The organism is Mesorhizobium sp. USDA 4132 (assembly GCF_056279545.1).
This window is the reverse complement of record NZ_JBWCCP010000001.1, coordinates 109,956-133,171: the sequence shown is the minus strand read 5'-3', so window position 1 is coordinate 133,171 and position 23,216 is coordinate 109,956. Positions and strand designations below refer to the sequence as shown.

General features: G+C 61.4%; 21 protein-coding genes. 9 read left to right on the top strand and 12 right to left on the bottom strand.

What is annotated here, in order from left to right:
* Positions 1 to 7: 7 nt before the first annotated feature.
* Positions 8 to 1,144 carry an ABC transporter substrate-binding protein gene (locus tag ACZ9IU_RS00605; protein ID WP_038547751.1) on the bottom strand — a complete coding sequence of 379 codons (1,137 nt, stop codon included), beginning with the start codon at positions 1,142 to 1,144 and terminating at the stop codon, positions 8 to 10.
* A 142-nt stretch (positions 1,145 to 1,286) separates the two neighbouring features.
* Positions 1,287 to 2,912 (bottom strand): AMP-binding protein, encoded by a 1,626-nt coding sequence (locus tag ACZ9IU_RS00600; RefSeq protein WP_038547749.1) that lies wholly within the window; start codon positions 2,910 to 2,912, stop codon positions 1,287 to 1,289.
* Positions 2,913 to 3,117: 205 nt separating this feature from the next.
* Between ACZ9IU_RS00600 and ACZ9IU_RS00595 the strand changes: the two genes are divergently transcribed.
* Positions 3,118 to 3,942, top strand: a complete 825-nt coding sequence (locus ACZ9IU_RS00595) for a hormone-sensitive lipase (RefSeq protein WP_038547746.1) — start codon at positions 3,118 to 3,120, stop codon at positions 3,940 to 3,942.
* On the opposite strand, the gene ACZ9IU_RS00590 is transcribed toward ACZ9IU_RS00595, so the two are convergent.
* Genes ACZ9IU_RS00590 through ACZ9IU_RS00575 form a run of 4 tightly spaced genes read right to left on the bottom strand, consistent with a single transcriptional unit; the run spans position 3,939 to position 7,432 of the window.
* Entirely contained in the window at positions 3,939 to 4,460 is a 522-nt protein-coding gene (locus ACZ9IU_RS00590; protein WP_080719246.1) for a winged helix DNA-binding protein, read from the bottom strand. The genes ACZ9IU_RS00595 and ACZ9IU_RS00590 overlap by 4 nt on opposite strands.
* Before the next feature lie 56 nt (positions 4,461 to 4,516).
* Positions 4,517 to 5,497 (bottom strand): TRAP transporter substrate-binding protein, encoded by a 981-nt coding sequence (locus ACZ9IU_RS00585; RefSeq protein ID WP_038549910.1) that lies wholly within the window; start codon positions 5,495 to 5,497, stop codon positions 4,517 to 4,519.
* Positions 5,498 to 5,528: 31 nt separating this feature from the next.
* On the bottom strand, positions 5,529 to 6,845 hold the full coding sequence (locus ACZ9IU_RS00580) for a TRAP transporter large permease (protein ID WP_038547739.1): 1,317 nt from the start codon (positions 6,843 to 6,845) through the stop codon (positions 5,529 to 5,531).
* Between the two features lie 2 nt (positions 6,846 to 6,847).
* Positions 6,848 to 7,432 carry a TRAP transporter small permease gene (locus ACZ9IU_RS00575; protein ID WP_051899927.1) on the bottom strand — a complete coding sequence of 195 codons (585 nt, stop codon included), beginning with the start codon at positions 7,430 to 7,432 and terminating at the stop codon, positions 6,848 to 6,850.
* A 204-nt stretch (positions 7,433 to 7,636) separates the two neighbouring features.
* Here ACZ9IU_RS00575 and ACZ9IU_RS00570 point away from each other — a divergent pair, with 204 nt between their 5' ends.
* The 4 genes from ACZ9IU_RS00570 to ACZ9IU_RS00555 all read left to right on the top strand — a co-directional run bounded on the left by ACZ9IU_RS00570 (position 7,637) and on the right by ACZ9IU_RS00555 (position 14,127).
* A complete protein-coding gene (locus tag ACZ9IU_RS00570; protein WP_038547736.1) occupies positions 7,637 to 11,263 on the top strand; it encodes a hydantoinase B/oxoprolinase family protein in 3,627 nt (1,208 codons plus the stop codon).
* Between the two features lie 19 nt (positions 11,264 to 11,282).
* Complete coding sequence (locus ACZ9IU_RS00565; protein ID WP_038547734.1) at positions 11,283 to 12,491, top strand: TIGR03862 family flavoprotein; 1,209 nt, start codon at positions 11,283 to 11,285, stop codon at positions 12,489 to 12,491.
* Positions 12,492 to 12,600: 109 nt separating this feature from the next.
* The gene (locus ACZ9IU_RS00560) at positions 12,601 to 13,320 is read left to right on the top strand and encodes a YoaK family protein (protein WP_038547731.1); all 720 of its coding nucleotides are present in this window, start codon (positions 12,601 to 12,603) and stop codon (positions 13,318 to 13,320) included.
* Between the two features lie 18 nt (positions 13,321 to 13,338).
* Positions 13,339 to 14,127 carry a YdcF family protein gene (locus tag ACZ9IU_RS00555; RefSeq protein WP_038547729.1) on the top strand — a complete coding sequence of 263 codons (789 nt, stop codon included), beginning with the start codon at positions 13,339 to 13,341 and terminating at the stop codon, positions 14,125 to 14,127.
* Between the two features lie 18 nt (positions 14,128 to 14,145).
* Here the strand turns inward: ACZ9IU_RS00555 and ACZ9IU_RS00550 are convergent, their stop codons facing one another.
* Complete coding sequence (locus tag ACZ9IU_RS00550) at positions 14,146 to 14,580, bottom strand: hypothetical protein (protein WP_244447542.1); 435 nt, start codon at positions 14,578 to 14,580, stop codon at positions 14,146 to 14,148.
* 158 nt (positions 14,581 to 14,738) lie between these two features.
* Here ACZ9IU_RS00550 and ACZ9IU_RS00545 point away from each other — a divergent pair, with 158 nt between their 5' ends.
* Positions 14,739 to 15,392 (top strand): trimeric intracellular cation channel family protein, encoded by a 654-nt coding sequence (locus tag ACZ9IU_RS00545; RefSeq protein WP_038547724.1) that lies wholly within the window; start codon positions 14,739 to 14,741, stop codon positions 15,390 to 15,392.
* A 6-nt stretch (positions 15,393 to 15,398) separates the two neighbouring features.
* On the opposite strand, the gene irrA is transcribed toward ACZ9IU_RS00545, so the two are convergent.
* Entirely contained in the window at positions 15,399 to 15,815 is a 417-nt protein-coding gene (gene irrA / locus ACZ9IU_RS00540) for an iron response transcriptional regulator IrrA (RefSeq protein WP_038547722.1), read from the bottom strand.
* Between the two features lie 316 nt (positions 15,816 to 16,131).
* Between irrA and fabA the strand changes: the two genes are divergently transcribed.
* The 3 genes from fabA to fabI are packed head-to-tail and all read left to right on the top strand — an operon-like array spanning position 16,132 to position 18,729.
* On the top strand, positions 16,132 to 16,647 hold the full coding sequence (gene fabA / locus ACZ9IU_RS00535) for a 3-hydroxyacyl-[acyl-carrier-protein] dehydratase FabA (RefSeq protein ID WP_038547719.1): 516 nt from the start codon (positions 16,132 to 16,134) through the stop codon (positions 16,645 to 16,647).
* 47 nt (positions 16,648 to 16,694) lie between these two features.
* Positions 16,695 to 17,918: a beta-ketoacyl-ACP synthase I gene (gene fabB / locus ACZ9IU_RS00530; protein WP_038547715.1), complete on the top strand. Its 1,224-nt coding sequence runs from the start codon at positions 16,695 to 16,697 to the stop codon at positions 17,916 to 17,918.
* A gap of 4 nt (positions 17,919 to 17,922) precedes the next feature.
* The gene (fabI, locus tag ACZ9IU_RS00525; RefSeq protein WP_038547712.1) at positions 17,923 to 18,729 is read left to right on the top strand and encodes an enoyl-ACP reductase FabI; all 807 of its coding nucleotides are present in this window, start codon (positions 17,923 to 17,925) and stop codon (positions 18,727 to 18,729) included.
* Between the two features lie 3 nt (positions 18,730 to 18,732).
* On the opposite strand, the gene ACZ9IU_RS00520 is transcribed toward fabI, so the two are convergent.
* The 4 genes from ACZ9IU_RS00520 to rpsO all read right to left on the bottom strand — a co-directional run bounded on the left by ACZ9IU_RS00520 (position 18,733) and on the right by rpsO (position 23,164).
* On the bottom strand, positions 18,733 to 19,314 hold the full coding sequence (locus tag ACZ9IU_RS00520) for a hypothetical protein (protein WP_038547710.1): 582 nt from the start codon (positions 19,312 to 19,314) through the stop codon (positions 18,733 to 18,735).
* A 16-nt stretch (positions 19,315 to 19,330) separates the two neighbouring features.
* On the bottom strand, positions 19,331 to 20,338 hold the full coding sequence (locus ACZ9IU_RS00515; RefSeq protein ID WP_038547707.1) for a class I SAM-dependent methyltransferase: 1,008 nt from the start codon (positions 20,336 to 20,338) through the stop codon (positions 19,331 to 19,333).
* An 89-nt stretch (positions 20,339 to 20,427) separates the two neighbouring features.
* Positions 20,428 to 22,560: a polyribonucleotide nucleotidyltransferase gene (gene pnp, locus ACZ9IU_RS00510; protein WP_038547703.1), complete on the bottom strand. Its 2,133-nt coding sequence runs from the start codon at positions 22,558 to 22,560 to the stop codon at positions 20,428 to 20,430.
* Positions 22,561 to 22,894: 334 nt separating this feature from the next.
* Positions 22,895 to 23,164, bottom strand: a complete 270-nt coding sequence (gene rpsO, locus ACZ9IU_RS00505; RefSeq protein WP_038547700.1) for a 30S ribosomal protein S15 — start codon at positions 23,162 to 23,164, stop codon at positions 22,895 to 22,897.
* Positions 23,165 to 23,216: the final 52 nt, after the last annotated feature.

Genomic DNA, 23,216 nt, shown 5'->3' with positions numbered 1-23,216 from the left:
GCAGGCCTTAGATCTTGCAGTCTTTGGCATAGGCATCGCCATGATCGGCGAAGATCTTCTCCACCGTCTTGTTGGTGATGACGCCGTTCTGCTTCACCACCTCCGTCAGGTAGATATCCTGGATCGGATGCTGGTTGGTGTTGAACTTGAATTTTCCACGCGGGGACTGGATGTCGGCCTTCTTCAGTTCGGCGCCGAACGCATCGGCATTCTTGACGCTGGCCTTGGACGCTGCGGCAACGATGAGCTGGGCTGCGTCATAGGCCTGGACGGCATAGATGGACGGCAGGCGGTTATATTCCTTCTGGAAATCCGCCAGGAACTTCTTGCTTGCTGCGTTGTCGAAGTCCGGGGCCCACTGACCGGACGCCTTGGCGCCGACCGCCGCATCGCCGATTGCCGGCAAAACGTCCTGGCTGAAGGAGAAGCCCGGGCCCATGACCGGAATTTTGACGCCTGACTGGGCGAACTGCTTCATGAAGGCGATGCCCATGCCGCCGGGCAGGAAGACGAAGATGCCGTCGGCGCCGGAGGCGCGCATCTGGGCGATTTCGGCAGCATAGTCGGTCTGGCCGACCTGGGTGTAGACCTCGGCTGCGAGCTGACCCTTGTAATAACGCTTGAAACCGGTCAGCGAATCCTTGCCGGCCGGATAGTTCGGGGCGAGGATGAACATCTTCTTGTAGCCCTTGTTGGCATATTCGCCCATGGCTTCATGAAGGTTGTCGTTCTGGTAGGCGGCGTTGAAATAGAGCTTGTTGCAGTTGGCGCCGGCAAGCGCTGCAGGCGCCGCATTGGTCGACACGTAGAACTTGCCCTGTGCCACCGCACTCGGGGCAACTGCCATCAAAAGGTTCGACCAGACGATGCCGGTCAGGATATCGACCTTGTCGCTCTGAATCATCTTGTCGGCGATCTGCACGGCCAGTTCCGGCTTCTGCGCATCGTCTTCGGTGACGACGGTGATGTCCTTGTTGCCGGCGTTCTTGATCGCCAGCATGAAGCCGTCGCGCGTATCGATGCCGAGGCCGGCGCCACCGCCCGAAAGCGTGGTGATCATGCCGATCTTCAGCGGCTCGGCGAAAGCCATGCCGGTGGTGCTCATGCTCAGCGCCAAAGTGGCAGCAGCAAGCATTTTCTTCATGTGACGAACTCCCGTTTGTTTTTGTGTTGTTCCCGATGCCTTCGACGGACTTGGACATCCGCCGGGTCTTCTTTGTCTTCCACATTTGCGTGGAAACTTCCACTCTACATGTCAGGCGAAATTCAACCGCCAATCGCCATGGTTAAGCCGAGGGCTTCTGCTTCAGGCGGAAGCGCTGGATCTTGCCGGATTCCGTCTTCGGCAGGGCCTCGGTGAACACGATCGAACGCGGATATTTGTAAGGCGCGATGACCGCCTTCACATGATCCTGCAGAAGCTTGACCATCAGTTCGCCTGGTTCGGCGCCCTTCGCCAGAACCACATGCGCCTCGACGATCGTGCCGCGCGCCTCGTCCGACACGCCGATCACGGCGCATTCGAGCACCGCCTCGTGCTTGAGGAGGGCCGCCTCGACCTCGGGACCGGCGATATTGTAGCCGGCCGAGACGATCATGTCGTCGGAGCGGGCGGCGAAGTGGAAATAGCCATCCTCGTCTTCCACGAAGCTGTCGCCGGTCAGGTTCCAGCCGTCCTTGACGTAATCTTCCTGGCGGTCGTCAGCGAGGTAACGGCAGCCGATCGGCCCCTTGACCGCCAGCCTGCCGATCGTGCCGCGCGGCACTTCGTTCATGTCGTCGTCGACGACGATCGCTTCGTAGCCGGTGAGCGGCCTGCCGGTGCAGGCGGGCCTGGAATCGCCGAGCCGGTTGGAGATGAAGATATGCAGCATCTCGGTTGCGCCGATGCCGTCAAGGATCGGCTTGCCGGTCTTCGCAACCCATTCGTCGAAGACGGGAGCTGGCAGGGTCTCGCCGGCGGAAACGGCAATGCGCAACGACGAGAGATCGGCACCGGCATCCATCGCCGCCAGCATGGCGCGATAGGCGGTCGGCGCGGTGAAGCTGATCGTCGCCTTATAGGTCTCGATGATCTCGATCATCTTCGCAGGCGTCGCCTGTTCCAGAAGGGTGGCGGCAGCGCCGAAACGCAACGGGAAGACCGCGAGGCCACCAAGGCCGAAGGTGAAGGCGAGCGGCGGCGAACCGACGAACACGTCGTCCGGCGTCACATCCAGCACTTCCTTGGCATAGGCATCGGCGATGATCAGGATATCGCGATGGAAATGCATCGTCGCCTTCGGCACGCCCGTGGAGCCCGACGTGAAGCCGAGCAGGGCGACGTCGTCGCGGCCGGTCTTTACCGACTCGAAACGCACCGGCTTGTTCAGCGCCGCGCGGTCAAGCTCGGCGTCATGGTTGGCCGTGCCGTCGAAGCCGATCACCTGTTTCAGGAATCGGCTTTCCTTGGCACAAGCAACCAGCTCGTCCATCAGCCGCGTATCGCAGAGCGCGATCGAGATTTCGGCCTTGTCAATGATCTTGGAAAGTTCGCCGGACCGCAGCATCGGCATGGTGTTGACCACGACCGCGCCGGCCTTGGTCGCGGCCAGCCAGCAGGCGACCATGGCCGGGTTGTTGGCGGAGCGGATCAACACCCGGTTGCCGGGTTTCAGGCCGTAGTCCTCGGTCAGCGCGCGGGCGATGCGGTTCGTCCAGTCGGATAGTTCTTTGTAGGTGCGGCGGCGGCCGTTGCCGATGAGCGCTGTGTTGTCGCCGAAGCCGCGCTCGACCATGCGGTCGGTGAGTTCGACGCCCGCATTCATCCATTCCGGATAATCGAAGCCATCAAGCCTGATTTCCGGCCACTGGTCTGGCGGCGGAAGATTGTCGCGGGCAAACGTATCCAGATGGCCTGACGGTCCCAGCATATTTTCGTTCCCAAGCGTTTTTTATCGAGCGGCTTTTTGCCTTTCATTCAGAAAAGCACTGCTTTCCCTCGGTTGCAAGAGAGAAATTTTAAGTTTGTAATAATTTTCCGCGACCGCCATTTTTGGCGCTTGAGCGGCTTCCAAGCGGGCCGATGCGGTGCCAGTATGACGCTCGAAATCAGGCCTTATCGAAGGGAAAGTGAAGATGCGTCATCGGATTAGCGACTGGGACAATGCCTATGCCAACGGCATCAACATTCCCCAGGGCGACCGTTGGCCGGCAGCATGGGTGGAGCCGGCACGACTTTTTCGCGAGACGCTTTTCGCAGCGGGCCGCGCCAAGCTCGGTCTTTCCTATGGCGAAAGACCGCGCAACCGCTTCGACCTTTTCCTGCCCGAAACCGAACCGGCCGGCCTTGTGGTTTTTGTCCACGGCGGCTTCTGGATCGGCCTCGACAACAGCTACTGGTCGCAGTTCGCCAAGGGTTCGGTGCAGCGCGGATATGCCGTCGCCATGCCGATGTACACATTGGCCCCGGAAAACCGCATTTCCGGCATCACTGTGGAAATCGGCAAGGCGATCGAAGCGGCGGCAGCTAAAGTCAATGGACCGATCCGGCTGATCGGCCACTCGGCGGGCGGGCATCTGGTGACGCGGATGATCTCAGCCACCTCACCGCTGCCGGAAGCAGTGCGCAGCCGCATCGCCAATACGGTTTCACTGTCCGGTGTGCACGACCTGCGGCCGATCATGAAAACGAAGATGAACGAAAAACAGCGTATCGACGCCGAGGAAGCGCAATCGGAAAGCCCGGCCCTGCTGGAGCCGCTTGCAGGTGCTCGGGTGACCTGCTGGGTCGGAGCCGGCGAGCGCGCGGAATTCGTCCGCCAGAACGCACTGCTTTCCAGCATCTGGAAGGGACTGGGCGCTGAAACCGAAGCCGTCGAGGAGCCGGACAGGCATCATTTCACCATCCTCGACGGCATGGAGGATCCCGCTCATCCGCTGATGGATGCGCTGTTTTCCTAAAGCGAAGCCGCCGCGCGGGCGGCCTGGTCGTAATGGCCGGACAGCGCGCGCAGACGGGCAGCCATCGCCGACAGTGTTTCCCCCGAAACCTCGGTGGCCAGCACCGACTTGACCAGCAACTCCTCGCGCACCGCCGCATAACGCCTGCAGGCTTCGGCGCCCGCGTCCGTCACCATGACCAGCTTTTCCTTGCCGCGGCGGCCGGATTTGATCAGTTTCAGCCGTTCGAGTTTCTTCAGCGCGTAGGTCACCACATGCGTGTCCTCGATGTTGAGGACGAGCGCGATATCGGCCAGCGTCTTCGCCTTGTTGCGGCTGTTGATGTTGTGCAGCACGAGGATATCGATCGGCGAGAGATCCGGCACGCCGGCCGCCGACATGCAGCGGACCATCCAGCGGCTGAAGGCGTGATTCAGCATGATCATGCCGAATTCGATCTCCGAGAGCGCCGGCAAAGCGCCGCTCGCCAGGTGCCCGGAGGATACGATCGGGCCGAATTCACTCTTTTCCGATGCCATGATTTCTCCTCCCGGGACGAGCGCGCCGCAGGCGGATGCCTGCGGCGCCCCTCAAATCACATCTTCTTGTAGGCGTCCAGAATGGCGGCGCCATCAGCGCCGGCCTTCTTCGACCAGTCCTCGGTCAGCTTGGAGCCGACATCGGCCAGGCCCTTCTTCAGATCGGCGCTCGGTTCGAGAACCTTCATGCCGTTCTTCTTGAGGGTTTCCATGTAGGCGGCAGTCTTTTCGGCACCGAGCGCCCAGCCGCGGGTTTCAGCGGCAGCCGCTGCATCGGTGACGGCCTTCTGGACGGCCGGATCGAGTGCTGCGAAGGCGGCCTTGTTGACGAAGATGACGTTCTTCGGGATCCAGGCCTGGGTATCGTAATAGTGGGTCAGCGATTCCCAGATCTTGCTATCGACGCCGGTGGCGCTCGAGGTCATCAGGCCGTCGACGACGCCGGTTGCGAGAGCCTGCGGCAGTTCGGCCGCCTGGACGGTCACCGGCTGGGCGCCGACGAGATCGGCGATGCGCGACGTGCCGACGTTATAGGCGCGCCATTTCAGACCTTTAAGGTCAGCGGTGCTGTTGACGTCCTTCTTGGTGAAGATGCCCTGGGGTGGCCACGGCGTTGCATAGAGGAGCTTCAGACCCTGGGCGTCGAGCGCCTTTTCAACCGCCGGCTTCGAGGCGGCATAGAGCTTCTTCGATGCGTCGAAGCTGGTTGCCAGGAACGGCACGACGTCGATGCCGAAGACGGGGTTTTCATTCTCGTGCAGCGAGATCAGCACTTCGCCGGCCTGGGCCTGACCGGTCTGGACAGCCCGCTTGATATCCGGCGCCTTGAAGAGCGAAGCGTTCGGATGAACGGTGATCTTCAATTTGCCGCCGGAAGCCGTTTCGACGTCCTTGGCGAACTGCATCAGGTTCTCGACATGGTAGTTCGCCGGCGGATAGGCGGACGGCAGGACCCAGGCGGTCTGGGCGAGCGCCGCACCGGAGGCTGCCAGCAAGGCCGCCGCCGCAATGCCCGGGCGAACCAGATTGGAGAGCAATTTCCTCATTTCAGTTCCCTTTTCTCTCTAGTTATCCCGGGAAAGCCATTTTCGGCAGAAACATCACGATATCCGGGAAGATCGTGAGGATGGCGACGGTCGCCAGAAGCAGGAAGAAGAATGGCAGTGCGGCGCGCGCAACCGTCAGGCTGTCGCGCCCGCTCATGGTCTGGAGAACGAAGAGGTTGAAGCCGACCGGTGGCGTGATCTGCGCCATCTCGACCATCAACACCAGGAAGATGCCGAACCAGATCAGGTCGAAACCGGCCTGCTGGATCATCGGCAGCACCACGACTGTGGTCAGCACGATCATGGACAGGCCATCGATGGCGCAACCGAGCAGCACATACATAAGCGTCAGAACGGCAATCAGCGCGTAGGGGCTAAGCTGGAAGCTGTCGACCCATGCCGCAAGAGCGTTGGGAATGCCCGTATATCCCATGGCAATCGACATATAGCCGGCTCCCGTGAGGATCAGCATGACCATCGACGTCATGCGGGTGGCGCCCAACACGCTGTCGATGAAACTCCTCCAGGTAAGAGCCCTCTGCGAGGCAGCGATGACGAGGGCGCCCAGGACGCCCCATGCCGCGCATTCGGTCGCCGTCGCCCATCCGAGCATCAGGGCAGAAAAGACCGTGAGAATCAGCAACGCCAGGGGGATGAGGTTCAACGTCTCCTTCAGCTTGGTCGGAAAAGACGTCTTCGGGGCGGGAGCGGGGCTCTTATCGGGGTTCATCAGCGACCAAACGACGATCGCACCCATGTACAGGATCATGACGATGACGGCCGGAATGAGACCCGCCATGAACATCTGGATGATCGAAACATTCGCTGCGACCGCATAGACGATCATTGGAATGGACGGCGGCACCAGAAAACCGAGCGTGCCCGCGCCGGCGAGCGATCCCAGGCTGATGTTTTCGTCGTAGCCCCGCTTCTTGAGTTCGGGCAAGGTGATTTTCGCCACCATTGCGGTCGTTGCTGCGGACGAGCCTGAGACCGCGCCAAAAAGCCCGCAGCCAAGTACGTTGACGTGAACGAGACGTCCCGGCAGCCAATTCAGCCAAGGTGACAGGCCACGAAACATTTCGTCCGAGAGCCGCGTCCTGTAGAGGATTTCTCCCATCCAGATAAACAGGGGCAAGGCTGCAAGGCTCCAGGACGCGCTGCCGCTCCAGGCATTGGTGGCCATGGCGGCGCCGATCTGGATGCCGGCCGGGGCGAACTGCATTGCGATGAAGCCGCATATCAGCAACGCGATGCCAATCCACACTCCGCCCATAAGGAGGATGAGCATCGCGCCGAGAATGAGACCTGAAATCTCGACCAGGAAAGTGGTATCCATCTTCAGACTCCACTTTCCATGACGCGCTCGATGATCTCTTCCTTGGTCTTCGGCACCGGCTTCTCGTAACGTGGCATACCACCGAACAGGAGGTGGAGAAGTTCGTCAACGAAGGCGATTTCCAGGATGACCAGACCAAGAGACATGCCGATCTGGGGAATCCAGAGCGGAACCGGTACGACCCCCTGCGAGACGTCGTTGAATTTCCACGAGGTCAATGTCATGTCCACGGCATACCAAGCGAAATAACCGACAGCCAAAGTCGCAACAACTGTGCAGCCGATTTCAAGCGCCCGCCGAGGCGCTCCGCCGATCCTGTCGATCAGCAACCCCATGCGGATGAGTTCGGCGGACCGGAAGGTATGAGCTAACGGCAGAAAGGCCGTTGCTGCCATGCACCAGGCGGTAAAGTCGTCACCGGCGGGAATATCGACGCCCAGCGGCCGGCCGGCCGACAGGGACAGCATGATTGCGAACGTCGCCACGAGAAATACGCCTCCCAGATACCCAGCGGCGAGATACAGGCCGTCCAGCGCTCGTCGAAGGAATTCCGGAAGAATGCTATGATGCGGATCAACGGAGGACATGGATCGGCCTCCCGTAACAGGATATGAAAAACGGCATGGTCGGCTCCCCTCGGTTGCCGGTTATCCGGGTGGAGCTCTTGGCGGCTTCCTGCCCGTTCAGCGAGCATGATGCTTCAATGTGCATTTTCCTGTCAACTAATCATTGACGTTTTATCGACGAAATGTTTTCGTTATTGCCTATCGAGTTTGATTTGAGGGCGGAACATGACCGAAGCTAAGTGGGATTTCTGGATCGATCGCGGCGGCACGTTCACCGACATCGTCGGCCGGAAGCCGGACGGATCGCTTGTCGCCCATAAAGTCCTGTCCGAAAATCCGGAAGCCTATCGTGATGCGGCCGTACAAGGGATTCGCGAACTCCTGGGCGTGCCGGCCGGCACTGCCATACCCGCCGATGCCATCGGCGCGGTAAAGATGGGCACGACAGTCGCCACCAATGCACTGTTGGAGCGCAAGGGCGAGCGCACACTGCTGGTGACGACCCGCGGCTTCCGCGATGCGCTGGCGATCGGCTATCAGGCCCGCGCCGACATCTTCGCCAAGAAGATCGTCAAGCCCGAGCTGCTCTACAAACAGGTGGTCGAGGTGGACGAACGCGTCCGTGCCGACGGCACGATCGAAGCTGCACCGGATGCCGCAACGATCCGCGCGCAGCTGCAGGAGCAATTCGACGCCGGTTTCCGCGCCGTCGCGATCGTCTTCATGCATGCCTATCGGTATCCGGCCCACGAACAGCTGGTGGCAGGGATCGCCCGCGAGATCGGCTTCACGCAGGTTTCCGTCAGTCACGAGGTTTCGCCGCTGATCAAGCTGGTCGGGCGCGGCGACACGACCGTGGTCGACGCCTATCTCTCGCCGATCCTGCGTCGCTATGTGGAACAGGTTGCCGGTGAACTTGGCACCGGGCTCGACGTCGCCAACAAGCAAGGTGCGCAGCTGATGTTCATGCAGTCGTCCGGCGGATTGACTGCGGCGCGGCTATTCCAGGGCAAGGATGCGATTCTCTCCGGCCCCGCCGGCGGCGTGGTCGGCGCGGTCGAGACCTCGCGGCTGGCGGGCTTCAACCGGATGATCGGCTTCGACATGGGCGGCACGTCGACCGACGTGTCGCACTATGACGGCGAGCTGGAACGCTCGTTCGAAACCGAGGTGGCGGGCGTGCGCATGCGGGCGCCTATGATGTCGATCCATACGGTCGCTGCCGGCGGCGGTTCGATCCTGCATTTCGAGAACGGCCGTTTTCGCGTCGGCCCTGATTCCGCCGGTGCCAATCCCGGCCCGAAAGCCTATCGCCGCGGCGGGCCGCTGACCGTTACAGACGCAAACGTCATGCTCGGCAAGCTCTCGCCAAAACTCTTTCCGGCGATCTTCGGCCCGAACCGCGACCAGCCGCTTGATGCGGATGCGGTGCGCGCCGCCTTCGACGACATGGCCAAGGTGATCGGCGACGGCCGTTCACCGGAAGAAGTGGCCGATGGTTTCCTGGCGATCGCCGTCGAGAACATGGCGAATGCGGTCAAGAAGATCAGCGTCCAGCGCGGCTACGACGTCACCCATTACGTGCTGACCTGCTTCGGCGGCGCCGGCGGCCAGCATGCCTGCCTGACGGCGGATGCGCTCGGTATTTCGACCGTGATGATCCATCCGTTTTCGGGCATCCTGTCGGCCTATGGCATGGGGCTTGCGGATATCCGGGCCACACGCCAGCGCACGGTATCTCACGAGCTTGCGGCCGCGCTGGAGACGCTTGAGGCAACCCAGGACGAGCTGACCGCCAGCGTGCTGGAGGAAATGGCGTCGCAGGGTGTTTCCCAGGCGGATACCGAGGTTCTGCACCGCGCGCACCTGCGCTATCAGGGCACGGATACGACTTTGCCCGTAACCGTGACCGACGCCGCCGACATGACGGTCGCCTTCGAGACGGCGCACAGGAAACAGTTCGGCTTCATCTTCGAAAACCGAGAGATCATTTTCGAGGCCTACGAGGTCGAGGCGATCGGCGGCGGCGCCGATTCCGACGAACCGGAATTCGAATTGGACGATAGCGCGCCAACGGCGGCTGAACAGACAAAGTTCTTCTCCGGCGGTGCATGGCGCGAAGCGCCAGTTTATCGGCGCGCCGAGATCAAGCCTGGCTCGCGCGCAAACGGCCCGTGCCTGATCGTCGAGCCGCATCAGACGATCGTCGTCGAAGACGGCTGGGCTTTCGAGATCACCGGGTTGAACCACGTTGTTCTGAAGCGCGTCGCCGAGCTTTCCCGCGCCAGGCCGATCGGCACGCAGGCCGATCCGGTGCTGCTCGAAGTGTTCAACAACCTCTTCATGTCGATCGCCGAACAGATGGGCGTGACGCTGCAGAACACCGCGTCTTCGGTCAACATCAAGGAACGGCTGGACTTCTCCTGCGCCGTCTTCGATGCGGATGGCGCGCTGGTGGCGAACGCCCCGCATATGCCGGTGCATCTCGGCTCGATGGACCGGTCGGTCGAAAGCGTCATCGCTCAGAACCAGGGCAGGATCCGCCCCGGCGACGTGTTTGCGTTGAACGCGCCCTATAATGGCGGCACCCACCTGCCGGATATCACCGTCGTTACGCCGGTCTTTGATTCCGAGGGTAGACACATCCTGTTCTACGTCGCCTCGCGCGGACACCACGCGGATGTCGGCGGCACCGCGCCGGGTTCGATGACGCCGCTTGCGACCACCGTCGACGAGGAGGGCGTGCTGTTCGACAATGTGCTGCTCGTCGATCGCGGCCGGTTCGACGAGGCCGGCATCACCGATCTCCTCTCCAACCACCCCTACCCCGCCCGCAACGTCGCCCAGAACGTCGCGGACCTTCGCGCCCAAATCGCCGCCAACGAAAAGGGCGTGCACGAGATGCGCAAGATGATTGCGCAGTTCGGGCTGGACGTGGTGCGGGCCTATATGGGCCACGTGCAGGACAATGCGGAGGAGAGCGTCCGCCGCGTCATCGAAAAACTTGGCGATTCTGAATTCACCTACCCGACCGACCAGGGCAGCGTGATCCAGGTGAAAATCACCGTCGACAAGGCAAAACGCGAGGCGACTGTCGATTTCACCGGAACGAGCCCGCAAAAGAAGAACAACTTCAATGCACCGGAACCGGTCACCCGGGCCGCGGTGCTTTATGTCTTCCGCGTCATGGTCGAAAGCTCCATTCCCATGAACGCGGGATGCCTGCGGCCGATCCGGATCATCGTGCCGGAAGGGTCGATGCTGAAGCCGCAATATCCGGCGGCTGTCGTGGCCGGCAATGTCGAGACCAGCCAGCACGTGACGAACGCATTGTTCGGCGCACTCGGGGCGATGGCGGCAAGCCAGGGCTCGATGAACAATCTCACCTTCGGCAACGCGACCTACCAATATTACGAGACGCTGTGCTCCGGCTCGCCGGCCGGCGCGTTCAACGACGGGACCGGTTTCGAAGGCACGGATGCGGTGCATGTGCACATGACCAATTCCCGCCTCACCGATCCGGAAATCCTGGAAACCCGTTATCCGGTACTGCTCGAAGATTTTCACATCCGCGACAATTCCGGCGGCAGGGGTAGGTTCTCGGCCGGCAACGGCACGAAACGCACCATACGTTTCCTCGAAAAAATGGATTGTGCCATCCTTTCCTCGCACCGGACGATCAAGCCGCACGGGCTTGAGGGCGGCGAAACCGGCGAGCTTGGCAAGACGACAGTACGACGCCTCGACGGCACGCTCGAAGAGCTTGGGGGCTGCGCCCAGACGATCATCGAGGCGGGCGAAGCGGTGACCGTCCAGACGCCGACCGCCGGAGGCTATGGCAAAGCGGACTGATCTGCCTTAACCGGGAGGCATGACAAAGCAGATCGCGATCATCGGCGGCGGCCCGACAGCGCTGATGGCGGCGGAAGTTCTCTCCGCCTCCGGCCATTCCGTGACCGTCTACGAGGCGATGCCGACCTTCGGGCGGAAATTCCTGCTCGCCGGGAAATCCGGGCTGAACATCACCCATTCGGAAGATTTTTCAAAGTTCGCGGCGCGTTTCGGAAGCGCCTCCGCTCGACTGCGCCCTGCCCTCGAGGCATTCACGCCGGGCGACGTTCGGCACTGGGCGCAGGGGCTTGGCACGGAAACCTTCGTGGGGACCTCCGGCCGCGTGTTTCCGACGGTTATGAAGGCCTCGCCGCTATTGCGCGCCTGGCTGCGGCGGCTGGAGGCGCAGGGCGTGGCGCTCAGGGCACGGCATCATTGGATAGGGTTTGCCCAAAACGGTTACCGGTTCGAAACACCGGAAGGGCCCGTCACGGTCCAGCCGGATGCCGCTCTTGTAGCGCTGGGCGGCGCCAGTTGGCCGCGGCTTGGCTCGGATGCCGCCTGGGTGCCGTGGCTGAAGGACAAGTGTGTTGAAGTCGCCGATCTGCAGCCGGCCAATTGCGGCTTCGATGTTGCCTGGAGCGAGGCATTTCGTGACCGTTTCGCCGGAGAGCCGCTGAAATCCGTTTCGACCACTTCCGACGCCGGCACATTCCAAGGCGAATTCGTGATCTCCGGGCAGGGGATCGAAGGCAGCCTTGTCTATGCCCATTCAGCAGCACTTCGGGACCGGCTTTTTGTGCAAGGCCAGGCGACATTGACCGTCGACCTCGCACCCGGCCGCACGCTGGAGCGACTTGGCCGCGACCTTACCCGGCAAGATGCCAAGGCGAGTTTCTCCAACCGCCTGCGCAAGGGAGCAGGGCTGGAGGGCGTGAAGAGCGCTCTGCTTCGCGAGCTTGTTGGCGATATCAACCGCATGTCCCCGGAGGAACTGGCGAGGCTGATCAAGTCTCTGCCGATCCCGGTTGTCCGCCCGCGACCGATCGCGGAAGCGATCTCATCCGCCGGCGGCATCGCCTGGAGCGACCTTGACGAAAACTACATGCTGAAACCGCTTCCGGGCCTTTTCGCCGCCGGGGAAATGCTCGACTGGGAGGCCCCGACGGGTGGCTACCTGCTGACCGCGTGTCTTGCGACGGGCCGGGCCGCGGCAAAGGGTATCGATGCCTGGTTGGACCCGAGATAGGACTCGCTTCGGGACGCTATTTGCGATTTCTTCTCCACTTATCCGACATTGTCCTAGATCAACGCCTCAAGGCGTGATTCGCGCAGATTTACGCGGAAGAAGGGGCTCCATGAGCAGGGAAAGACGAAGACGCATCATCCGCAGGCGGCGGACCGTGACAGGCCTTGCGCTGGTTGCCGCCATTTCCTTCGTGGCGGGCATGACGGATGCGGTGGGCTTGTTGCTCTCGGGCGACTTCGTGTCCTTCATGACCGGCAACACGACCCGCGCGGCCATCGCCTTCGCCGACGGCGACTATAGCCATGCGATCATCCTGTTCATCGCGCTCTGGGTCTTCATCCTCGGCAACGCGCTTGGCATCGTGCTTGCCTATACGGTGTCGGCGCGCCGCACATTCGTGGTGCTTGCAAGCGTCTCCATCCTGCTTGCCGCCGCCTCGACCGTCCCCGACGCGGGGGGGTATCCTCGGCTGCAATTCTATCTGGTCGTGTTGTCGATGGGCATGATCAACGCAACGGTCGAACATATCGAAGGGCTGCCGATCGGGCTCACCTATGTGACGGGTGCGCTTTCCCGCTTTGGCCGCGGCATCGGCCGCTGGCTGATCGGCGACCGTAACCCGACCGGCTGGCTGATCCAGACTGTTCCCTGGACCGGAATGGCATGCGGCGCGGTGACGGGCGCTTTTTTGACGAAATATGCAGGCAGCCATGCGCTCTGGATCGTTTCGGTTCTGGCCCTTGCGGTTGCATTGGCGACGACACTTCTGCCGCGCCCGCTGCACCTGCATTTCCAGCAGCCGATCGCCTCAGCCCGCCGCCGCGCCTGATCGCCTCGAAGGACATTGATGTTCCTGCTTTCAAAACTCTTCTGGGTCTTTGCCCAGCCCCTCTCGCTTGCTTTTCTTCTCTCCGCCCTTGCCACAGTTCTCATCGCCGTCGGCTGGCGCCGGCTTGGCGGCCTTGCTGCGCTGCTGACCGCACTGGTGCTGTTCGTGACGCTTTTCACTACGACAGGCACGATGGCGCTGCAGGCGTTGGAGGGCCGCATTCCAAAGCCGATGCAGGAACCCCGGTCGGTTTCCTGCATGATCGTGCTCGGCGGCGTGCTTGAAAACGAGGTGACGACCGTGCGCGGCGGCATCGAGCTCAATCAGGCCGCCGACCGGTTCGTGGAGGCGTTGCGGCTCGCCCGTAATCATCCGCAAGCACGCATCCTGATTTCCGGCGGAGACGGTTCGATCAGCGGCGCCTACGAAGGAGAGGCGCAGGCTGCGGAACGGTTCTTCTCCGCCTTCGGCATCCCGGCCGATCGACTGGTGAAGGAGAATGCGTCCCGCACGACCTATGAGAATACGGTGAATACGGCCGGGCTTCTGAAGGCTCAGGGGCTCGACGATTGCCTGCTGATCACCTCTGCCTTCCATATGCCGCGATCGATGGGCCTGTTCCGGGCCGCCGGAACGGAGGTGACGCCGTGGCCGGTCGACTACCGCACCAGCGGCATCGTCCGCCTATCGCTGGATTTCACCCAGCCGGCGCTGAATGCGCAGCTGACGACGACTGCAGCCCGCGAGTGGATGAGCCTGACGGCCTATTATCTCACCGGGCGGATCGGCGAGATCTTTCCGAAATAAGCCCTCTGCCGGGCCGTTCTATTTTTTCGACAGGATGTTGAAATCAAGGCCGCGCACCCTGACGCGCATTTCGCAGGGCGCCGCGTCGGTGCGACCGCAGAAGCGGGGATGCATCGTCAGTTCGAAGACCATGTTGCCGAAGTACTGAACGAAATCGTAGTGATAAAGCTGGGCGGTGGCGACCATGACGTAGCCGCCTTCCTTGATCTGCACATAAAAATTGTAGCGGCAGCCTTCACTGGCGCAACGCGGTCCCCTCACCCCATCGCAGGTTACTTCGGATTGGTTGGAAACGAGGTCGAGCATGCCGTCGTTGTTGATGTCGAAGCGCTTGATGAAGAGCGGCCCGAAATCGACGGTCTTGCACTCTTTGCGGAAGTAATCCTTCTCGTAAATTTCCGGATCACTGAAACGCTGCGGCTGCTGAGCAAAAGCAAGTGTGGGCGCAAACATCAGGACGAGCGCCTGCGCGACAATGATCAAAAGCTTTTTCACTGGCGAACCTCTGCAAATTCATCTGTTCAAGGCGCGCATCGAAGGATGACGCACGCAACGATCGGCGGTTATGCTAACGGCCCGCACTTGCGCGACGCTGGATCACAAGGTCTGACATGTCTCTGCTGACAATACTCGACTATGCCGGCATCGCGCTTTTTGCCGCGACCGGCGCGCTTGCCGCTTCGCGAAAGCAACTCGACCTCGTCGGCTTCCTATTTTTCGCGGCGGTCACCGGGCTCGGCGGCGGTACGCTCAGGGACATCCTCCTTGGTCGCACGCCGGTCTTCTGGGTGCTGGACCCGACCTATATTCTCATCTGCGTCGTCTCGGGCGCCTTCGTGTTCTGCACCGCGCATCGGGTGGAATGGCGCTTTCGCCTGCTGATCTGGCTCGACGCGATCGGGCTTGCGGCCTATAGCGTGCTCGGTGCAGCAAAAGGTCTCGCGGCTACGGGATCGCCGACGATCGCGATCGTCACCGGAGCGTTGACAGCCGCCTTCGGCGGCATCCTGCGCGACCTTCTCGCCAACGAACCCTCGGTTCTGCTTCGGCCGGAAATATACATCACCGCCGCCCTCGCGGGCGCCTGCGGGTTTACCGCGGCGAATGCACTCGGCCTGCCGGTCTACGCAAGTTCGGGGCTGGGCGCGGCGCTCGCCTTCGGCCTGCGCGGTGGCGCGATCCACTATGGCTGGACATTGCCACGCTACAGGCCGCGTCCCGGACGGGACCAGGACGAAGCAATCAAAGGAAAGAAAAGGCCGTGAGAGGCGTCAGCTTTTCTTTTCGCGCAGACGGATGATCACATCCACATGAGCGATTTCCATGCCTTCGGGAGCTTCCGGAAGGTTGTCGATCTGCAGATTGCTGACCGGAATGTCGAGCACCTGATTGCGGCCCTCGACGAAGAAGTGATGGTGATCGGAAATATTGGTGTCGAAATAAGTCCTGGCGCTTTCAACCGCGAGCACGCGGATGAGACCGGCTTCGGTGAACTGATGCAAGGTATTGTAGACGGTCGCGAGCGAAACCGGGACGCCGGCAAAGGTGGCTTCCTCGTGCAGTTCCTCGACGGTCAGATGGCGGTCACCCTTGGCGAACAACAGGTCGGCAAGCGCAATGCGCTGCCGCGTCGGACGCAGGCCGCAATGGCGCAGTCTCGTCTCGATGTCCGTAATGGCTTCTGCCATAATTACCCGTCAACTCCTGCCGTTTCACGCCAATATCAGGTATCTTGACTTTCCGATATAACTTTTACGGACGGTAGTTTCAATAGTTTCCGGAGGATACCTGCGGCGAGAGCGCCAAAAACGCGCAATTTCGCTACAAGCCTCTGGTTTGCGCCTGTAGCTTCCTATATGCGGACCAGAACAAACGCATGTTCCAGCGGCTCGGCTGCCATCCCCAGGCGGAGCGCAAGTTCATCGTTACGCTTCAATTCCGACCGATCTTGCAATACGCTGCTGAAACAAAAGGTCTAAGGTTCAACGGGGGGAACGGAAATTTATGGCACCCAGGCAGTCCAGCTTCTCTTACGAAGAACTTCTCTCTTGCGCCCATGGTGAGCTGTTCGGACCAGGCAATGCGCAGCTTCCGCTGCCGCCGATGTTGATGGTCCACCGCATCACCGATATCTCGGAAACAGGCGGAGCTTTCGACAAGGGTTATCTCCGCGCCGAGTACGACGTACGACCGGACGACTGGTATTTCCCCTGCCATTTCGAAGGCAATCCCATCATGCCGGGCTGCCTCGGTCTCGACGGCATGTGGCAGTTGACCGGCTTTTTCCTCGGCTGGCTCGGCGAACCCGGACGCGGCATGGCTCTGTCGACCGGCGAAGTGAAGTTCAAGGGCATGATACGCCCGGATACCAAGCTGCTTGAGTATGGCATCGACTTCAAGCGCGTCATGCGCGGCCGCCTGGTGCTCGGCACCGCCGATGGCTGGCTGAAGGCAGATGGCGAAACCATTTACCAGGCGACGGACCTTCGTGTAGGCCTGTCGAAGGAAAAGGCCGCCTGATCCTGCGTGGCGGCCAAAGCAGAACAAGCAGAAAAGGTTTTGATGAGATGAGACGGGTAGTTGTAACGGGTCTCGGTATCGTATCCTCGATCGGGAGCGATGCCGCCGAAGTCACCGAATCCTTGCGTCAGGCAAAGTCCGGCATTTCCTTCTCTCCCGATTTCGCGGAGCACGGCTTCAAGTGCCAGGTCTGGGGCAGGCCGACGCTCGACCCGACCGATCTCGTCGATCGCCGCGCGATGCGCTTCCTTTCCCAGGGCGGCGCCTGGAACCATGTCGCCATGAAACAGGCGATCGCCGATTCCGGTCTCGAAGACAAGGATATCGGCGAGAACGAGCGCACGGGCATCATCATGGGCTCCGGCGGCCCGTCCACCCGCACGCTGATCGAAGCCGCCGAGATCACGCTCAAGAACAACAGCCCGAAGCGGATCGGCCCGTTTGCCGTGCCGAAGGCGATGTCGTCCACGGCATCCGCGACGCTCGCCACCTGGTTCAAGATCCACGGCGTCAACTATTCGATCTCGTCCGCCTGCTCGACATCCGCGCACTGCATCGGCAACGCTGCGGAGATGATCCAGTGGGGCAAGCAGGACGTGATGTTCGCCGGTGGCCACGAGGACCTCGACTGGACGATGTCGAACCTGTTCGACGCCATGGGCGCCATGTCCACCAAGTGCAATAACAATCCCGACAAGGCCTCCCGCGCCTATGATGTCGACCGCGACGGTTTCGTCATCGCCGGCGGCGCCGGCGTGCTGGTTCTCGAAGAACTCGAGCATGCCAAAGCGCGCGGCGCCAAGATCTATGCGGAAATCGTCGGCTACGGTGCGACGTCGGATGGCTACGACATGGTCGCTCCCTCGGGCGAAGGCGCGATGCGATGCATGCGCCAGGCGCTGGCGACCGTGAAAGGCGATATCGACTACATCAACACCCACGGCACCTCGACGCCGGTCGGGGACAGCAAGGAGATCGGCGCAATCCGCCAGGTCTTCGGTGACAAGATCCCGCATATCCAGTCGACCAAGTCGCTGACCGGCCATTCGCTTGGCGGCGCCGGCGTGCAGGAATCGATCTACGGCCTTTTGATGATGCAGGAACGCTTCATCGGCGAAAGCGCCCATATCGAGAACCTGGACCCGGAATTCGAAGGTGTGCCGATCGTCCGCAAGCGGATCGACGACGCCAAGATCGATACGGTTCTTTCCAATTCCTTCGGGTTCGGCGGCACCAACGCCACGCTCGTCTTCCAGCGCTTTAACGGGTAAATCCATGACCGGAATCATGCAGGGGAAACGCGGCCTGATCATGGGGGTCGCCAATAATCACTCCATCGCCTGGGGGATTTCGAAAGCCGTCGCAGCGCAAGGCGCCGAACTCGCCTTCACCTTTCAGGGCGAAGCGCTCGGCAAGCGGGTCAAGCCGCTCGCAGCCGAACTCAATTCCGATTTCGTGGTGCCTTGCGATGTCGAGGATATCGCCTCGGTGGACGCGACCTTCGCGGCGATCAAGGAACGCTGGGGCAAGCTGGACTTCCTGGTGCATGCCATCGGCTTTTCCGACAAGAACGAGCTGAAAGGCCTTTACGCCGACACGACGCGCGAGAATTTCAGCCGCACGATGGTGATCTCCTGCTTCTCCTTCACCGAGATTTCCAAACGGGCGGCGGACCTGATGATCGACGGCGGAACGATCCTGACGCTCACCTACGGCGGCTCGATGCGGGTCATCCCGAACTACAACGTCATGGGCGTTGCAAAGGCGGCGCTGGAAAGCTCGGTGCGCTATCTCGCCGCCGATTACGGCCCACGCGACATCCGCGTCAACGCAATCTCCGCAGGCCCCGTGCGCACGCTTGCGGGTGCGGGCATTTCCGATGCACGCGCGATCTATTCCTGGAACCAGAAGAACGCGCCCCTGCGTCGCACGGCCACCATCGAGGATATCGGCGGCTCGGCCCTCTACCTGCTCTCGGACCTTTCCCGCGGCGTGACCGGCGAAATCCACTACGTGGATGCCGGCTACAACATCACGTCGCTGCCGAGCCTCGACCGGCTGCGGAACGCGGATTCGGAGTAAGCGCTATTTTGGGAAACCTTCTGAAGGCCCGCTGTTCGCATCGATAACGGTGCGTATTGCCGGCTTCAGATTGTATGGAACGGCTTCAAGCGCCTGAACGGCATCGAGATTGTAGCCACGCTCTTCGATTTCCCTGACGAAGGCGCGGGTCGTCAAAAGCGTCATCGGAACCGTTGCTGCTGCCATCAGATTCGGAACGGCGCCGTCCTCATAAAGGACCAATGCCTCATCCGTATCCTGCGGGTCCATTGCTTCGATGTATTCGCGAATGGCGCGTTCGCCGCTGTTCCTCAATGCCCGCTTGAGTTTGTCCTGCGCTTCCGGCGTTGTCGCACGATCGCGCAATGCCGCGATCGCGATGCCCTCCAACGTCTCTGCATGCTCGATCGCCCCGTTCATGGACGTCATCCAGGCCTCGATCTCCGGCGCATAAGGTTTGGAGAGATCACTGCAGACTTCCTCCTCGATCCGATCGACGATGACAATCCTGCGATTGGTGAGCCGCATGCAATCGAGGAGCCCCGCCGCTGCGAGGCGGATCAACGGCCCTGCGTCAGCGATGACAATCGGATCTCGATCGAGCATATCGGTCCTTGCGAGGCTACTTCTTCGCCCATAGAACCTTAAAGCGGGCGTTGCGGCAAGTCTCGCCGCTTTCGCGGAAACCTTCGGCCAGGACCGGCTCGTAGGTCAGGCCGCGATTGGCGACCAGCATCAGGCGGCCGCCGTTCTTGAGTGCCGCAGCGGCAGTGCGGATCATCGTCTTGCCGAGTTCCGGATCCGTCGCCTGCGCCTCGTGGAAAGGCGGGTTCATGATGACGAGGTCGTATTTTTCCTTCGGCGGCTCGGCGCCAAGGTCCTGCCAGTAGAAACGGGCGTTGAGATCCGGGCAATTGCGCGCGATGTTGCGCTTGGCAAATTCCAGCGCCTGGTAATCGGCTTCGAAGAGATCGATGCGGTTCACACGCTTCGACTTTTCAGCCAGCATCACCGAGAGATATCCCCAGCCGGCGCCGAAGTCGGCGGCGTTGCCGTCGAAATCGGTCGGCAGGCGGCCTGCGAGCAGTTCCGAGCCTGCATCCACGCGCTCGTGGGAGAACATGCCGGGTGCAGCCTCGAACCGGGCGTCGATCACCACGGTCGACTTCTTCAGCGCCTTGATCGCTGCGTCGGCATTGGCGGGCCTGGCGAACCATATGGCGACGCCGTGATATTTCGGGGTGTAATCGAGTTCGATGCCAAGCTTCAGGAGCGTGTTGCGAAGCGGCTGGATGCCATCTTCCTTACCGCCGGCGACGATGATGACGCCTCCCGTTCTGACGCGCTCGAGAGCCTCGGCGACACGGTTCTCGTTCTCGCCGCGATGTTTGCCGCAGAGCACCAGCCCAAAATCGTAACCGTCGCCCTCGGCCTCGGGAAAGGCGCCTTCGCGCAAGGTCCGGAACAGCGGCCGGAACGGCTGCACCGCGGTGATTTCCGCCGCAAACCCCTCGGGCAAGGCATTGCCTGCCTCGGCGCCCAGGAAGAGCACGCGCTCGCCTTCGCCGGGCATCGGAACAGCCTCGGTGTCGAAGGGGTGGAACAGGGTCTTCAGGGCGTCTCGGCTCATGGCTAGTCTCGTGGGTTCGTCTCGTGAAGCAGATAAACAAAAGGCGCGGAAGAGCTTCCGCGCCTCGATGTCTCGGGAAGACGAAGGCCTTATTCGGCGGCTTCGCCTTCAGCCTTCTTGAGTTCCTGGCCGGTGGCCTGGTCGACGACCTTCATCGACAGGCGAACCTTGCCGCGCTCATCGAAGCCCATCAGCTTGACCCAGACCTTGTCGCCTTCCTTGACTACGTCCTGGGTCTTGGCAACGCGCTCGGAAGCGAGCTGCGAGATGTGCACGAGGCCGTCGCGGGCGCCGAAGAAGTTCACGAAAGCGCCGAAGTCGGCGGTCTTGACGACCGTGCCTTCATAGATAGCGCCAACTTCCGGCTCGGCAACGATCGAGTGGATCCACTTGCGGGCCGCTTCGATTTCCTTGCCCGAAGACGAAGCGATCTTGACGGTGCCGTCGTCCTCGATGTTGATCTTGGCGCCGGTCTTTTCGACGATTTCGCGGATGACCTTGCCACCCGAACCGATGACTTCACGGATCTTGTCGACCGGGATGTTCATCACTTCGATGCGCGGTGCGAATTCGCCGAGCTGGCCGCGGCTCTCGGTGATGGCATTGGCCATTTCGCCGAGGATGTGCTTGCGACCGCCCTGTGCCTGATTGAGCGCGACCTTCATGATCTCTTCGGTGATACCGGCGATCTTGATGTCCATCTGCAGCGAGGTGATGCCGTCGGCAGTACCCGCTACCTTGAAGTCCATGTCGCCGAGGTGGTCTTCGTCGCCGAGGATGTCGGAGAGAACCGCGAAACGCTCACCTTCGAGGATGAGGCCCATGGCGATGCCGGCAACCGGCTTGGCCAGCGGTACGCCGGCGTCCATCAGTGCGAGCGAGGTGCCGCAGACGGTCGCCATCGAAGATGAGCCGTTGGACTCGGTGATTTCGGAAACGACGCGCAGCGTGTAGGGGAACTGCTCGACAGTCGGCAGCATCGGGCGGATGGCGCGCCATGCGAGCTTGCCATGGCCGATTTCGCGGCGGCCCGGGGAGCCCATGCGGCCGGTTTCACCAACCGAGTAGGGAGGGAAGTTGTAATGGAGCAGGAAGCGCTCCTTGTACATGCCGGTCAGGCTGTCGACGTACTGCTCGTCTTCGCCGGTGCCAAGCGTGGCGACAACGATCGCCTGGGTCTCGCCGCGGGTGAAGAGGGCGGAACCGTGGGTGCGCGGCAGGATGCCGACTTCCGAAACGATCGGGCGGACGGTCTCGAGATCACGGCCATCGATGCGGCTCTTGGTGTCGAGGATGTTCCAGCGAACGATCTTGGCCTGCAGGTGCTTGAAGACGGCGCCGATGACTTCGGCGCTGTATTTCGGCTCGGCGCCCTCTGGGAAGAAGTGGGCCTTCACCTTCGCCTTGACGGCGTCGACGGCTGCGTAACGGTCAGCCTTCTGGGTGATCTTGTAGCCTTCGCGAAGCTCGGCTTCGAAATGCTGGAGCATTTCGGCCTCGAGCGCGGAATGATCTTCCGGTTCGAACTCGCGGGGTTCCTTGGCGGCGACTTCAGCGAGCTTGATGATCGCGTCGATGACCGGCTGGAAACCGCGGTGGCCGAACATGACGGCGCCGAGCATGATGTCTTCGTTGAGTTCCTTGGCTTCGGATTCGACCATCAGGACGGCATCGCCCGTACCGGCGACGACGAGATCGAGAACCGACTCGTCCATTTCGTCGAGATGCGGGTTCAGGACGTATTCGCCGTTGATGTAACCGACGCGGGCGCCGCCGACCGGGCCCATGAACGGAACGCCGGAGAGCGTCAGCGCAGCAGATGCCGCAACCATCGACAAGACGTCCGGATCGTTCTCAAGGTCGTGCTGGACGACGGTAACGACGACCTGGGTGTCGTTCTTGTAGCCTTCCGGGAAGAGCGGGCGGATCGGGCGGTCGATCAGGCGGGAAACCAGCGTCTCCTTTTCCGACGGACGGCCTTCGCGCTTGAAATAGCCGCCCGGAATCTTGCCGGCGGCGTAGGTCTTTTCCTGGTAGTTGACGGTGAGCGGGAAGAAGTCCTGGCCCGGCTTCGGAGCCTTGGCGGAAACGACGGTCGCGAGAACGACGGTCTCGCCGTAGGTTGCGAGAACCGCGCCGTCAGCCTGGCGGGCGATCTTGCCCGTTTCCAGCCTCAGCGGGCGGCCGGCCCATTCGATTTCGACGGAATGAGTATTGAACATATGTCTTGTCCTTCAATGCGGGAGCACACGCATCGCCGATATCGGGCGTAGCGTACAGTCGACCGCAATCAATGTGACACATCATGGGCAAGACAACGGGAGGCTTTGCATCACCGGCATCCTGGAAAGGAGCCGCGGCTAAAGCCCCGAGGGCTTTGGCCGAAAGCATCCGGCAATCCTGCCCCATGACAGGTCAACGGTTTGTTTGGCAGATCCGGCCCATCCGGGTCTGCGGGCAGTCACCACGCGAACTAGGGCGTAGCGCAAACATTTCATCGGACCTTGGCCCGAATAAAGAACCGGCAGGCACCCCAAGAGCGCCCGCCGGAAATTTTTAGCGGCGAATACCCAGAGCAGCAATGATCTTGCTGTAACGGGCCTCGTCCTTCTTCTTGAGATAATCAAGAAGCGAGCGACGGGTGGAAACCATGGTCAGAAGGCCACGACGCGAGTGGTTGTCCTTCTTGTGATCCTTGAAGTGACCCGTCAGGTTGTTGATGCGTTCCGTCAGGATTGCGACCTGAATTTCCGGAGAACCGGTGTCGCCTTCGACGGTTGCATATTCCTTGATCAGCGCAGTCTTGCGCTCGGCAGTGATCGACATCTTACGATCCTTTCGTAAAGAGGAGAACGAGACGCCAGAAGCCGAGATGTCG

What these genes read in the sequence shown, in the direction of transcription:
- irrA (WP_038547722.1), bottom strand. Translation starts at nt 15,815, where the DNA reads ATGGCAGAAGCCATTACGGACATCGAGACGAGACTGCGCCATTGCGGC.
- fabA (WP_038547719.1), top strand. Translation starts at nt 16,132, where the DNA reads ATGGCACCCAGGCAGTCCAGCTTCTCTTACGAAGAACTTCTCTCTTGC.
- ACZ9IU_RS00560 (WP_038547731.1), top strand. Translation starts at nt 12,601, where the DNA reads ATGAGCAGGGAAAGACGAAGACGCATCATCCGCAGGCGGCGGACCGTG.
- ACZ9IU_RS00550 (WP_244447542.1), bottom strand. Translation starts at nt 14,580, where the DNA reads ATGTTTGCGCCCACACTTGCTTTTGCTCAGCAGCCGCAGCGTTTCAGT.
- ACZ9IU_RS00565 (WP_038547734.1), top strand. Translation starts at nt 11,283, where the DNA reads ATGACAAAGCAGATCGCGATCATCGGCGGCGGCCCGACAGCGCTGATG.
- ACZ9IU_RS00555 (WP_038547729.1), top strand. Translation starts at nt 13,339, where the DNA reads ATGTTCCTGCTTTCAAAACTCTTCTGGGTCTTTGCCCAGCCCCTCTCG.
- ACZ9IU_RS00595 (WP_038547746.1), top strand. Translation starts at nt 3,118, where the DNA reads ATGCGTCATCGGATTAGCGACTGGGACAATGCCTATGCCAACGGCATC.
- ACZ9IU_RS00575 (WP_051899927.1), bottom strand. Translation starts at nt 7,432, where the DNA reads ATGTCCTCCGTTGATCCGCATCATAGCATTCTTCCGGAATTCCTTCGA.
- pnp (WP_038547703.1), bottom strand. Translation starts at nt 22,560, where the DNA reads ATGTTCAATACTCATTCCGTCGAAATCGAATGGGCCGGCCGCCCGCTG.
- fabB (WP_038547715.1), top strand. Translation starts at nt 16,695, where the DNA reads ATGAGACGGGTAGTTGTAACGGGTCTCGGTATCGTATCCTCGATCGGG.
- ACZ9IU_RS00605 (WP_038547751.1), bottom strand. Translation starts at nt 1,144, where the DNA reads ATGAAGAAAATGCTTGCTGCTGCCACTTTGGCGCTGAGCATGAGCACC.
- ACZ9IU_RS00515 (WP_038547707.1), bottom strand. Translation starts at nt 20,338, where the DNA reads ATGAGCCGAGACGCCCTGAAGACCCTGTTCCACCCCTTCGACACCGAG.
- ACZ9IU_RS00590 (WP_080719246.1), bottom strand. Translation starts at nt 4,460, where the DNA reads ATGGCATCGGAAAAGAGTGAATTCGGCCCGATCGTATCCTCCGGGCAC.
- ACZ9IU_RS00600 (WP_038547749.1), bottom strand. Translation starts at nt 2,912, where the DNA reads ATGCTGGGACCGTCAGGCCATCTGGATACGTTTGCCCGCGACAATCTT.
- ACZ9IU_RS00520 (WP_038547710.1), bottom strand. Translation starts at nt 19,314, where the DNA reads ATGCTCGATCGAGATCCGATTGTCATCGCTGACGCAGGGCCGTTGATC.
- ACZ9IU_RS00545 (WP_038547724.1), top strand. Translation starts at nt 14,739, where the DNA reads ATGTCTCTGCTGACAATACTCGACTATGCCGGCATCGCGCTTTTTGCC.
- ACZ9IU_RS00570 (WP_038547736.1), top strand. Translation starts at nt 7,637, where the DNA reads ATGACCGAAGCTAAGTGGGATTTCTGGATCGATCGCGGCGGCACGTTC.
- fabI (WP_038547712.1), top strand. Translation starts at nt 17,923, where the DNA reads ATGACCGGAATCATGCAGGGGAAACGCGGCCTGATCATGGGGGTCGCC.
- ACZ9IU_RS00580 (WP_038547739.1), bottom strand. Translation starts at nt 6,845, where the DNA reads ATGGATACCACTTTCCTGGTCGAGATTTCAGGTCTCATTCTCGGCGCG.
- rpsO (WP_038547700.1), bottom strand. Translation starts at nt 23,164, where the DNA reads ATGTCGATCACTGCCGAGCGCAAGACTGCGCTGATCAAGGAATATGCA.